General features: G+C 33.5%; 12 protein-coding genes. 8 read left to right on the top strand and 4 right to left on the bottom strand.

Annotation, left to right across the window (positions count from 1 at the left end; translation table 11 throughout):
* Positions 1-8 precede the first annotated feature (8 nt).
* The 5 genes from U5A88_RS09800 (at position 9) to U5A88_RS09820 (ending at position 5,173) form a co-directional block, all read left to right on the top strand.
* Positions 9-617 carry an immunity protein Imm33 domain-containing protein gene (locus U5A88_RS09800; protein WP_354205978.1) on the top strand — a complete coding sequence of 203 codons (609 nt, stop codon included), beginning with the start codon at positions 9-11 and terminating at the stop codon, positions 615-617.
* A gap of 142 nt (positions 618-759) precedes the next feature.
* Positions 760-1,323 carry a hypothetical protein gene (locus tag U5A88_RS09805; RefSeq protein ID WP_354205980.1) on the top strand — a complete coding sequence of 188 codons (564 nt, stop codon included), beginning with the start codon at positions 760-762 and terminating at the stop codon, positions 1,321-1,323.
* A gap of 51 nt (positions 1,324-1,374) precedes the next feature.
* Positions 1,375-2,358: a 23S rRNA (adenine(1618)-N(6))-methyltransferase RlmF gene (rlmF, locus tag U5A88_RS09810; RefSeq protein ID WP_354205982.1), complete on the top strand. Its 984-nt coding sequence runs from the start codon at positions 1,375-1,377 to the stop codon at positions 2,356-2,358.
* Between the two features lie 123 nt (positions 2,359-2,481).
* Positions 2,482-3,477, top strand: coding sequence for a pyruvate dehydrogenase (acetyl-transferring) E1 component subunit alpha (pdhA, locus tag U5A88_RS09815; RefSeq protein ID WP_354205984.1), 996 nt, complete (start codon positions 2,482-2,484; stop codon positions 3,475-3,477).
* Positions 3,478-3,532: 55 nt separating this feature from the next.
* Positions 3,533-5,173 (top strand): pyruvate dehydrogenase complex dihydrolipoamide acetyltransferase, encoded by a 1,641-nt coding sequence (locus tag U5A88_RS09820; RefSeq protein ID WP_354205985.1) that lies wholly within the window; start codon positions 3,533-3,535, stop codon positions 5,171-5,173.
* A 68-nt stretch (positions 5,174-5,241) separates the two neighbouring features.
* Here the strand turns inward: U5A88_RS09820 and U5A88_RS09825 are convergent, their stop codons facing one another.
* The 4 genes from U5A88_RS09825 to guaA all read right to left on the bottom strand — a co-directional run bounded on the left by U5A88_RS09825 (position 5,242) and on the right by guaA (position 11,431).
* Positions 5,242-6,972 carry a tetratricopeptide repeat protein gene (locus tag U5A88_RS09825; RefSeq protein WP_354205987.1) on the bottom strand — a complete coding sequence of 577 codons (1,731 nt, stop codon included), beginning with the start codon at positions 6,970-6,972 and terminating at the stop codon, positions 5,242-5,244.
* 109 nt (positions 6,973-7,081) lie between these two features.
* Positions 7,082-7,612, bottom strand: coding sequence for a nuclear transport factor 2 family protein (locus tag U5A88_RS09830; RefSeq protein ID WP_354205989.1), 531 nt, complete (start codon positions 7,610-7,612; stop codon positions 7,082-7,084).
* Positions 7,613-7,929: 317 nt separating this feature from the next.
* Complete coding sequence (locus tag U5A88_RS09835; RefSeq protein ID WP_354205991.1) at positions 7,930-9,864, bottom strand: LysM peptidoglycan-binding domain-containing protein; 1,935 nt, start codon at positions 9,862-9,864, stop codon at positions 7,930-7,932.
* Positions 9,865-9,898: 34 nt separating this feature from the next.
* Positions 9,899-11,431 (bottom strand): glutamine-hydrolyzing GMP synthase, encoded by a 1,533-nt coding sequence (guaA, locus tag U5A88_RS09840; RefSeq protein WP_354205992.1) that lies wholly within the window; start codon positions 11,429-11,431, stop codon positions 9,899-9,901.
* A gap of 120 nt (positions 11,432-11,551) precedes the next feature.
* On the opposite strand from guaA, the gene U5A88_RS09845 reads away from it, so the two are divergent.
* From U5A88_RS09845 to U5A88_RS09855, 3 genes are all read left to right on the top strand, one after another.
* On the top strand, positions 11,552-11,935 hold the full coding sequence (locus tag U5A88_RS09845) for a DoxX family protein (protein ID WP_354205994.1): 384 nt from the start codon (positions 11,552-11,554) through the stop codon (positions 11,933-11,935).
* A gap of 138 nt (positions 11,936-12,073) precedes the next feature.
* Positions 12,074-12,532: a hypothetical protein gene (locus U5A88_RS09850; protein ID WP_354205996.1), complete on the top strand. Its 459-nt coding sequence runs from the start codon at positions 12,074-12,076 to the stop codon at positions 12,530-12,532.
* 10 nt (positions 12,533-12,542) lie between these two features.
* The gene (locus U5A88_RS09855) at positions 12,543-12,974 is read left to right on the top strand and encodes an NUDIX hydrolase (protein WP_354205998.1); all 432 of its coding nucleotides are present in this window, start codon (positions 12,543-12,545) and stop codon (positions 12,972-12,974) included.
* The last annotated feature ends 1 nt before the right edge of the window (position 12,975 follow it).

The following is a 12,975-nucleotide window of genomic DNA, read 5'->3' on the forward strand; positions in this document are numbered from 1 at the left end:
AATGAATATTGAACAAAAAAATTAAAATATCACGCTCGGATTTAATTGCTAAATGTGACCAATATCTGAATGGAGAAATCGTAGAAAATGATTTTGAAAATTATGCTTGGGAATTAATCACAGAAGATTATTTTGATTGGGATGATGAAATTATATCTGATATTGTTTATCAATGGGATAGTCCTGAACTTAATTTTCCAATTACTAAAAAGAATATCCAACTTTGGAAACATCAATTGGAAACTGGCGAAGACTTATTGAAGGATTATAATTTATGGGATGTGCATATTGACTTACAAAAAGAAATTTGTGAAAAATATAAATCCAAATGGAATCCGATAAATAAAAAATTAAAAATTGGTATTGGTTCTGACCTGAATTTTAACCCAATTCACGGATTAAGACGTCCCAAAGAAGAAGGAACAACAGGGTGGTATATTTGGGCTGGAGAATATTCGGAATGTGATGATTTTTTTAAACCAATATATGCGGAGCATTTGCTTCAAATTAGACCTGATTTAATAAAATATTTCGGTCTTGACATTGGTTATCGTTTCTTAATTGACAAGAAAGGGTGTGAAGATGTATGGTTTGACGGAAAACTAAAAACAATTTAAAAAAACGCTGCACTACAAGCTAAATAAATAATAGAGAATTCCAGTCTGCTTATGAAAGTATAATAATATTCTATTCAGTTTTTATTTGCTAAATTCGTCGTTAAATCAGGTAACTAAACCCATACATTAAGTTTAAAAAATTATGAAAAAAACACTATCCCTTATTATACTCGTTTTTTGTTTACAAAGTTGCACCCTACAATCTGAATATTCTAAAAATGATGCTCTTGTTCAGTCTTTTGAATGCCTAAAAATTAAACAGGAGCTGGGTGAAGTCAGTAATTTAAGAAATCCTTATTTAATGAAATTGGGCGAAGTATTGAGAAAAGATTCAATACCTAATAAAAGTCTTACGGATAAAATTACAATGATGTCAACTAAAATAGACCAAACAATTACGAGTAGTAAAAAACGTATTGTAGCTTTAAAATCGAAACATAAAGACACGCGTTTTTTTGATGCAACTTTAGAATATCTAGAATTAAACGAGAAATTAGAAGCTAAGAATACATTACTATTTAGCAGCTTCATTAATCCCAATAGAGATAGAGATAAAGAGATGCTATTGGGTCAAGAAGTTGGTACATTAACGCAACAGGTAATGAATGAACAGGCAGCATACAAAAAAAAGGAATCTGAATTTCATAATGACTACGCTATTGTTCAACGCGAAGTAGATTCTATTATTAGTGTCATTAGGAATTAATAATTATTTCAATGGCTAAAATGAAAGCTTATCAATATGAATATAGAATAAATGCCTTCAAAAAAATCCAATTCCACAAAGTCCAATTTACATCCTCGAAACAAAAACCGAGAACGTTATGATTTAAAGGTATTGGTTAACTCAAACCCTGAATTGGCAGCTTTTGTTAAACCCAATAAATATGGCGATGATTCTATAGATTTCTCAAACCCCAAGGCTATAAAAATATTAAATAGGGCATTATTGCATCACTATTACGACATTAAAAATTGGAATTTTCCAGATGAAAATTTATGCCCACCCATTCCTGGAAGAGCAGATTATATTCACCATATGGCCGATTTATTATGTGAGCATAATTTTGGGAAAATCCCTACTGGAAATAAAATCACCTGTTTGGATATTGGTATTGGGGCAAGTTGTATTTACCCCATTTTAGGAGCTACCGAATACGGTTGGAATTTTATAGGGTCTGATATTGATTCAAAATCAATAGCATCTTCACAACAGATAATTGATGCTAACCTTTCACTCAAAGGCAAAGTTTCTTTTAGGTTACAAGAAAACCCTAAGGATGTTTTTTATGGAATACTGACCCGAGAAGATAAAATAGACATCTCTATTTGTAATCCTCCTTTTCATGCCTCTATCGAAGATGCTCGACGTGGCACACAACGGAAAGTCAAAAATTTATCGGGTAAAAAAGTAAAAACACCACAACTCAATTTTGCTGGAATTTATAATGAATTGGTTTGTGATGGCGGTGAATCTAAGTTTATTACCAATATGGTTAGAGAAAGTAAAAAATTTGGTAAAAACTGTTATTGGTTTTCAACATTGGTCTCCAAACAATCTAATCTCAACCAAATATACAAAGCATTGGACGGCTTTAACGCAATTGAAGTTAAAACTATCCCAATGGGTACAGGTAACAAATCAAGTCGAATTGTGGCTTGGACTTTTTTATCTAAATTGGAACAAAAAGAGTGGAAATTAACCAGGTGGGCTTCATCAAAAAGTTTAGCAAAAAAATAACGTGGTATCAGGCTCATAATGCCTATCTGCAAAGCACTAAAAATAAAATCCACTGTTTCTTTTAGAACTACATCTAAAATAGTATTTTTGTAATTGCGTTTGTAAATTTTACTTTTAAAGAAAATGAAGGAAATAACAAAAGAGACCTACATCAATTGGTACAAAGATATGCTGTTTTGGCGAAAGTTTGAAGATAAACTGGCCGCCGTTTATATACAGCAAAAAGTCAGAGGCTTTTTACACTTATATAACGGTCAAGAAGCAGTATTGGCGGGTGCACTGCACGCCATGGACCTGACCAAAGATAAAATGATAACCGCATATCGAAATCATGTGCAGCCTATTGGCATGGGAGAAGACCCTAAACGGGTTATGGCGGAACTATATGGTAAACAAACCGGAACTTCTCATGGCTTGGGTGGTTCTATGCATATTTTTTCAAAGGAACATCGTTTTTACGGAGGACATGGCATTGTAGGTGGTCAAATACCACTAGGTGCTGGAATTGCTTTTGGTGATAAATACAAAGGAAGTGATGCCGTCACGCTAACTTGTTTTGGTGATGGGGCTGCACGACAAGGTTCTCTGCACGAAACTTTTAACTTGGCCATGCTTTGGAAATTACCAGTTGTATTTGTCTGTGAAAATAATGGTTATGCCATGGGAACCAGTGTAGAACGGACTGCAAACCATACAGAAATTTATAAGTTAGGGTTAGGCTATGATATGCCTAGCAAGCCAGTTGACGGAATGAACCCTGTAAAAGTGGCAGAAGCTATGTACGAAGCTATTGAACATGCCCGAAAAGATGGGCCTTACTTTTTAGAAGTTAAAACGTACAGGTACAGGGGACACTCTATGAGTGATGCCCAACATTACAGAACTAAAGATGAAGTTGCTGAATACAAAAAATTAGACCCCATAACTCAAATATTGGATATTATCAAAAAAGAAAAATACGCTACCGATGACGAAATAAAGGCTATCGATAAAGAGGTTAAAGAAAAAGTAGCAGAATGCGAAAAATTTGCGGAAGAATCTCCATATCCGGATAAGCAATTATTGTACGATGTGGTTTACGAGCAAGAAGATTATCCATTTTTGAAACATAGATTATAAAAATTAAATTGGTAATAGAAAACTAGTACTAGAATAAAGTTTTAAAATAAAATTTATGGCAGAAATTATTAACATGCCCCGTTTGAGCGATACCATGGAAGAGGGTGTTGTAGCAAAATGGTTAAAAAAAGTTGGAGACACGGTTAACGAAGGTGATATTCTTGCAGAAATTGAAACCGATAAGGCTACAATGGAGTTTGAATCTTTCCATGAAGGTACATTGTTACACATTGGCATTCAAGAGGGTGAGACTTCTAAAGTAGATACTTTATTGGCTATTATTGGCGAACAAGGTGAGGATATTTCCGATTTATTGAAAGGTGCTAAAGAAGAGGCTCCTAAAGAGGATGAAAAGGAAGCTGCTAAAGAAGAAAAAACAGAAACCAAAGAAGAAGCTAAGTCTAGTGCTAGTGCCGATATTCCTGATGGTGTAGAAATTATTACCATGCCACGTTTAAGTGATACTATGACTGAGGGGACAGTGGCTACATGGCTTAAAAAAGAAGGTGATGTCGTTAAAGAGGGTGATATTTTAGCAGAAATAGAAACTGACAAAGCCACTATGGAGTTTGAATCTTTTTATGAAGGTACATTACTTCATATTGGTATCAATGAAGGAGAAACCGCAGAAGTTGATAGTGTTTTAGCGGTTGTTGGAGAAAAAGGAACTGATATTAGCGGATTAGTAAAATCTATTAAAGAAGGTGCTTTTTCAAAATCCGAGGATAAAACAGAGGATAAACCTGCTCCTAAAAAAGAAACAGCCAAGAGCGAATCGCAATCTGTTCAAAAAACAGAAACTGCTCCAGTTCAAGAAGCTAATGTTACCACAACCGAATCAGGTGGGCGTATTTTGGCTTCGCCTTTAGCTAAAAAAATAGCACAAGAAAAAGGTATAAATTTAGCTCAAGTAAAAGGTTCCGGAACTGGTGGCCGTATCGTAAAAAGCGACGTAGAAAACTTTACACCAAGTCAAGGTGGATCATCTGCAATGCCTTTTGTACCTAGTGGACAAGAGAGTTTTGAAGAAGTACCAAACTCTCAAATGCGTAAAGTTATTGCCCGTAGATTGGGTGAATCTAAATTTACGGCACCACATTACTATTTAAACGTTGAGTTTAATATGGATAATGCCATTGCTTTTAGACAGCAGTTTAATTCTGTACCTGACACCAAAATTTCTTATAATGATATGGTTGTTAAGGCAGTGGCATTAGCGTTAAAAGAACACCCGCAAGTAAATTCACAATGGTTTGATGATAAAATGAAAATCAATCATCATGTGCATATTGGTGTTGCTGTTGCTGTTGAAGACGGTTTACTAGTCCCTGTTCTAAAATTTGCTAATGAACAAAGTTTACAGCAAATTGGGGCTAAAGTGAAAGAGTATGCCGGAAAAGCTAGAAATAAAAAACTAACACCTCAAGAAATGGAAGGTAGTACTTTTACGGTTTCAAATTTGGGAATGTTCGGCATAACCGATTTTACCTCGATTATAAATCAACCGAATTCGGCAATTTTATCCGTTGGTGCCATTGTTCAAAAGCCCATTGTAAAAGAAGGTCAAATTGTAGTTGGCAATACCATGAAATTGACATTAGCCTGCGACCATAGAACTGTTGATGGTGCAACTGGTGCTGAATTTTTATTGACATTGAAAGGATATATCGAAAATCCTGTTACGATGTTGGTTTAAAAAAGTAGGCGGTAAAAAGATGATAGTGAAAAAGCCTGAAGTTTTCAACTTCAGGCTTTTTCAGTAAATTATAGCACAGAACTTTCTATTTCAATATCTGCATGTTCCCAAGCCTTTCCAAATTCCTCTTTTATTTTTTTGGCTTCTTCTATTTTACCTTGGGCTTTTAGGCTTTTATACAAACCTGTTAGCGACCATCCGTTTTGTCTTAAAACAGCCAAGTCTTCCTTATAGATTTTTTCTGCTTCTTTAAATTTTTCTGCTTTTAACAATATAGCTCCCAAATTTTGGCGGGTGGGTATATGCCAAGCAGCAGGTTCTGTATAGGTCAAACCATCTTCAAAAGCCACAGCGTTTTCAAGATGTTCTATTGCTTTTGAAAGGTTTCCTTTAAGAGCAGCCAGTTCTCCTGCCACAACTTCATAAGCTATATTGGCGGCATGGATGGATGCATTATTGGCAGTAGCCACCAATGTTTCCAGTTCTGGATCCTTTTTAAGCTCGGCAATAGCCTCCAATTCTTCCTGAGCATCTTTTATATTTCCTTTTCTAATAAAAGCAATTCCCCTAGCATAATGTTGTATCAAACTCAAATGTTTAATTTTTGGATTTGGAGTTGGAATGGTTAAAATTTCATTCCATTTTCCAAATCGCGTATAGGCTAATAAAGGAGTAGCCGCAAAATCTTGTAAAAAAGTTAGTGTCTCTAACTCGCCTGTAGGCACTTTTTCAGCAGTCTTTTTGGCAGCATCAATGGCAATGTCGCTATCACCTAGCAAACTTGCAGAAGACCATAAAAAATGAATATTATGAGGATAATACCCCAGAGGATATATTCCTTGAGCAAAACATTGAGAAATATAATCTTCGTCCGCTAATATAGCAGCTTGATTCACTTTAACGGCATCCAAATATCTTCCTACTCTAATATAAATATGTGAAGGCATATGCACGATATGTCCCGCTCCAGGCATTAACGAGGCTAGTTTATCAGCACTGGCAACTCCCATATCCGGATAAGGCAGTTCTACCATGTGAATATAGTAGTGATGTCCTCCAGGATTCTCTGGTTCAAGTTGCATCGCTTTTTCAAGAGCAAGCTTAGCCTCTTTTATATTTGGAGACGGATTTCCATCTTTATCCCAATAATTCCATGGCACGGTATTCATTACCGAAGCAGCATATAAAATTTGAATGTTAGCATCTTCAGGATATAGTTGAACTACTTTTGCCATGGCGTTCATATAATCCATATTGAGTTCTGCTACATCCTTTGTTAAGTCTTCACTGTATCTTGCCGAAAGGGCTTTAATTAAGGCCTGCTCCTTGGCAGTTGCCTTAGATGAGAATTGTTTTGCTTTAACCATTGCTTCATTGATTTTATTCAATCTCTCTTCATCTGGTTGTGGATCATTAATATTTGGTCCTAAAGCAAATGCTTGCCCCCAATAATTTATAGCCACATCAGGAGCCAATCTAGCTGCTTCCAAAAACGAACGGTGTCCTTCAGCATGGTTAAAAGCATAGCTTAATTTTATACCTTGATTAAAAAAGGCTTGTACTCTTTCATTTTTGGTACTGATAGTAAAATTAAGGTTTCCCAAATTTTCAAACAACGGTGATATCTGCCTAGTAGTGTCTATGTCTGTCAGTAAATATTTAGTTGACGTACATTTAATAAAATTAAAGCCCGTTTTGGGTGGAGCATCAGAGGTAATTCCGGCAAAGGTGCTACTTAAAAAATAGGCGATCGGCAATAGTACAATGCCTAATAAAATAAGATTAGTTTTAGTTTTCATTTGTTTGTTTTTATTAGTTTTATTGGTTAAACGGAATATCCCTTCAAACCATTTTGGTCGGCTTAATAATTGCAAATGGGCCTTTCACAATTTTAAAACTAGTTTTTATTTACTTTTTTTCAGCCTTCTTTAGCGGAGAATGGTGTTCATGAACTATTTTCCATCCATTTTCAGTTTTCAAAAACAAAAGTGTAATCTGGTCATTAACTACCACAAGATCTTCTCCAAATTTTAATTGGAAATCTGAATGAAAGGTAACATTGGCTACATCTCCATAAACTGCAATTTGCAAATCCTTTGCGTCGAAATTTACAACTTCGGTTACTGCACCAAAAACTTCACGTTCGTAAGCTTCGTTGGCCTCACCGTCATTTCTCAGTTCCCCATTTTTAAATTCTGTAAACTTTGGACTATAGGCGTGAAAGGAAATAAGTTTATCGATATCACCTTCTTTAAGACTTTGTGCAATTGCATCAAATGTCTCCATTATTTCTTGTTTTGCTTCTGGAAACTCGTCATTTAACAGATCGATTTTAACTTCAGTGACTTCTTCTTTTTGTTCCTGGTGCTCTTTTTGTTTACATCCCGTAATTAAAATTCCAATAATCATAATTAATGCAAATGTTAGTTTTGTTTTCATAATTTTTTTGTTGGTATGGTTAGTAAAAAATTCTTTTCTAAAAATAAACTTAATATTTTATCTTTCAATGAGTTAATTAACTAATAATTAACAGACAAAATCATATAGGACGAGTTCACATAATAAATGTCCCAATCCCTTATATAATTTATCAGATAAAATTTAAATTCTCAATTTACCTTGCAATTAATATGAAGTCAAGAGGGTTTTCCCCCATTTTAAAAAGGGGTTTTTCCCTTTTTTTAAATAAGTAGCAAAAAATAAAGCCTGAAATTTTTAATTTCAGGCTTTATTTATGTGCAAGTTCACATTTTTATTTATTCAGTCATTTCTATCTTTTCTGCAGGTACTTTCTCCACATCAACTAAGTTAAGTCCGTCATACTTCACTAAAAATATACCTTTATTTATAAAACCTCTATTCCCATTTTTAGTATATAAAAATTTACTTGAAATTCTTTCAGATGCACCTCCAGAAAACGCACTGTTAACCATGGAAAAAGTAGCCATACGAGCCAATGCATCATAAGTTATATCAAAACCTTTAAAAGCATATTCTGAAGGCTCAAGGTGATTTTTAGCCTTATAACTTTTAATAAATTGTTGAACATTATTATTATTTTCATCAATGAAATTTTCCGTTGCATAGTGTAAATTAACTCTTGCTAAATGTTGATTTTCAGCCTTTTCAAAGTTGCCATTGAGGTTCACATTATGATGTAGTGCAAAAAGTGTAATATTGATTTTTTCAGGCATAGCCCCTAAATTCTGGACAACATCATTCGTAACTGATGGGTCATCAGACAATAAAATTACCCAATTCTCTTTATTATCAAGTATACTTCTTTTAAAGAAATCAGGTCTGATATAACCTTTTTCAGGACTTAATATTTTTAATTTCCCTAAAGAATCTATCTTTCTTAATTCACCTATTTGCTTCGTGTATTGCAATTGATTTTCTTTGATATCGTCTTTTATAACAACCAAATTTTCATCTTTAAAATTCTCTTTAACATAATCTAACACTTTCTGAGACAACTCTTCTTCTGAAGGGGTGTCTTGTATCGTATTTTTAGAAGCAAAAACACTATGGTCTTTGGATGAAAGTGGAGAAATAATCGCAGTATTCTGACTACCTAAACTTTGCGATACAAATTTTACATTATTTAAAAATAGAGGTCCAATTACGGCATCAACATCATTAAATTGATTGGTTTTTATAATTTTGGAAACTTCAGTCAGTTTACTTTTCGTATCAAAAACTTTGGCGGAAATAGAGACCCCTTGTTTTTTTAATGAGTCTAAAGCCATTTCTGCTCCTAAATAAAAATCGGTTACAATATTTAAGGTTCTATCGGTATCAAAATCCAAACTGCTTTTTCCGGTAGTGAACGGTAGTAGAATGGCTACTTTTAAATTGTTGTTCAAGGAAAAGTTTTCGCTAAAACTTTGACTACTGTCAAGTGTCAATACTTTGGGGATTCTAATGACTTCACCTACTTTAACTCCATTCTTTAATTCAGGATTATTCAATACCAATTGTTCTTGAGAAATTTCAAACTTTTGGCTTAAACTAAAAAGGGTTTCTCCTTTTTCAATTTGGTGGGTTATACTATCATCATTTATCGCATCGGGAATTTCTTTTCTGTTGGGTACATTAATTATAGTATCAGCCTTTAGCCCCTCTTTAATCTTAGGATTCATCTTTTCCAACTCTTCGACTGAAATACCGTAACGTCTGGAAATCATATATTTGGTTTCCTTAGGTTTGACCAAATAGGGTTTTACTGTTTTATCTTCCGCTTTAACTTCTTTAACTTTAACTTTATAGCCTCTTCTTACAGGTATTTTAATTACTTGCCCTGCTTTTAAATCACCTACTCTTAGCACTTCGTTGTGTTTTCTAAGTACACGTTTAGAAGCTCCATATTCTTTTCTAAATCTAAAATAGTTTTCCTGTGGTAAAACTTTATGATATAAAAACCCATCCAACACATAATCACCATCTTCAATATTAGGTATAGCCTTATAAGCACTGTTTGGTACTATAACTACTTGATCTATACTTACCTCATTATTCTTAATATCTGGGTTTAGTTTTAAAAAATCGGCTTTTGAAATGCTAAATTTTTGAGTAATACTAAATACAGTTTCTCCCTTTTTAACTTGATGGGTTATGTATTTTTTTTCTTGAGAAAAAACACTTGCTGCTACTAAAAAAAATAACAGTATCGTTAATTTTATTTTATTCATTTTCAATTAATTAAATCCATTTTAATTTGAGGGTTTACTCCCACTCAATTGTTGCTGGTGGTTTAGAACTAATATCATATACTACTCTGTTTACCCCTCTTACACCATTTATAATTTTATTTGACGTTTCCTGCAAAAACTCATAAGGTAAATTTACCCAATCAGCAGTCATGCCATCAGTTGATGAAACGGCTCTCAAAGCTACAACTTTTTCATAAGTACGCTCATCTCCCATTACGCCTACTGAATTAACAGGTAACAACATTGCTCCTGCCTGCCAAACACCATTATATAAATTCCATTTTTTTAGACCATCTACAAAAATAGCATCTACTTCTTGTAATATCCTTACTTTCTCGGCTGTAATATCACCTAGAATCCTAATTCCCAACCCTGGGCCCGGAAAAGGGTGTCTGCCCAATAATTCAGCATCAATTCCCATAGACGTTCCAACTCTCCTAACTTCATCTTTAAAAATCATCCGTAAAGGTTCTACGATTTTTAATTTCATAAAATCTGGCAAACCGCCTACATTATGATGACTCTTAATAGTGGCAGATGGGCCACCGCTCACAGAAACCGATTCAATTACATCAGGATAAATAGTACCTTGTGCTAACCATTTTACATCTTTAATATGATGTGCTTCGTCATCAAAAACTTCAATAAATGTACCACCAATGGCTTTACGTTTTAATTCAGGTTCCGAAATTCCCTCAAGAGCTTTCAAAAAACGTGCCGAAGCATCTACGCCCTTAACGTTTAAACCCATATGCTCATACTGGTTTAATACGTTTTCAAATTCATTCTTACGCAACAAACCATTATTAACAAAAATACAATATAAATTTTTGCCAATGGCTTTATCTAAAAGTACCGCAGCAACTGTGGAATCTACACCTCCAGATAAGCCCAATACAACTTTATCATCTCCTAATTGTTCTTTTAGTCTATCCACAGTGGAGTCCACAAAAGAATCAGGCGTCCAACTCTGAGCCACCTTAGCAATTTTAACTAAAAAATTTTCTAATATCTGTTTACCATCTTTAGTATGATATACTTCAGGATGAAATTGAATGGCATAAGTATCTTCTTCTTCAATCTTATATGCTGCATAAACCACATCTTCAGTACTTGCAATATTTTTATAACCCTTTGGCAACTCTAAAATAGTATCAGAATGGCTCATCCAAACTTGACTACCTTCATTTACATTGGTGAAAAAATCTTCATTATGATCTAGGTAAGAAAGTTTTGCCCTTCCGTACTCTCTGGTATTTGACGCACCGACTTTACCACCATAAAAGTGCACTAGATATTGAGCCCCATAACAAATACCCAACAAAGGTTTTCTCCCTTTTATTTTTGATAAATCAGGTTGAGGAGCATCTTCAGCATTTACCGAACACGGACTACCGGATAAAATAACAGCTTTGTAATCGTCAGCATTAAAATTGGTACTATTATATGGGAAAATTTCGCAAAATATATTTAGCTCTCTAATGCGACGAGCAATGAGTTGGGTTACTTGTGAACCAAAATCTAGAATTAGGACTTTTTCTTGCATCTGCAAAAATAAAATTTAATTCTTAAAATTTCAGCTGCTTTCATTATTTGTTTATAAATTGTTCAAAATATACTTGTATGGTTTTAGATCGTTTTCGACTAAAGCATAAATTATAGCATTATGACCTCAAAAATTTATTTTATTTTAAGATTAGTGGTTGCATTTATTTTAGTTCAAACATTATACTTTAAATTTTCAGCACATCCGGATAGTGTTCATATATTTAGCACATTAGGACTTGAACCTTACGGCAGAATTGGAATTGGAATATTAGAATTAATTGCGGCAATTTTATTATTTATTCCAAAAACAGTTTGGATGGGTGCCTTATTATCATTGGGTATTATTTCAGGTGCTATATTCTCTCACCTCACAGAATTAGGCATTGAAGTAAATGGAGATGGTGGCAAAGTTTTTTATATGGCAATTATTGTCTTTGTTTTATCTGCTATCATTTTGCTAAAAAACAGAAAAAACATACCATTTATTAATAAAAAAGTGTAAATGGTTGATTTTCATTAATTTGCTCAATATTATTTAATATATTTGAGCTCTATCTAACTATTTTTCTAACTATCATTTTTTTAACCTTGCTATTATTCCGTATAACTTTTAGCGGAACAATGCTTAAAATTGCTATGTATGATTACAGAATTAGAAAAAAAAGTTCACAAAAACACTTTACTTATTGACGATTTACTTACAAAGTATTTTGTTAAGAATTTAGGAAGAAATGATTCAAAAACCATAACTACTCTTAATGCAAATGGTAAATTTTCCTTTGTTCAAAAAGTAAAACTATTTAGCGATTTGGTTACTATGCCTAAACTAGATAAGGCTAAATTTAAAGTCTATGCCAAAATAAATAACGATTTAGTTAGCAATGATATTTTGGACCCCAATTACTTTGATAGCATACGCAACTACCATCCCTTTTTAATGAATACCTATTTAACCGGATTAGAGGTACTCACATTAAAAGAGAAATTGCTCTTCTCAATCGACCTATTTTCTAATGATATTGTTAAGCTAACAAAAATCTATACAGAAAAACCTCAACTTTATTACCAAAAAAAGACAAAAAACATATTTTCTAGATAACTTTGGCTGAATGAAGCAAGAAGTTAGAAAAGCCGTAATGGCTATAATAGTAAACGACGAAAAAAAAGTTTTAATTGGTTCCTCTCCTAGAGATGGTGGTTATAAGTTTCCGCAAGGCGGTTTAGATAAAGGCGAATATTTTATTGATGGTATTATCAGGGAATTGAAAGAAGAGTTGGCTATTGGTATAACCGAAAAAGATATTTTACAAAGCTATACCGAAACTGTAGGTTATGTTTACCCTAATGAGGATAAATATATTTTTAAAAGACAAGAATTAAATATTGTTAAAGTACAATTTAACGATAAAATGAAACTTAAGCCTCAAGATGATGAGTTTGAAGATTTGATTTGGATTTTACCATCAGAGTTATCCAATTACAATACCTATTTTAGAGCTGAAGCTTATCAGAAAGCTTTAAAAATTTGCGGACTACTTTAAA

The organism is Aureibaculum sp. 2308TA14-22 (genome assembly GCF_040538665.1).
Classification (GTDB): Bacteria; Bacteroidota; Bacteroidia; order Flavobacteriales; family Flavobacteriaceae; genus Aureibaculum.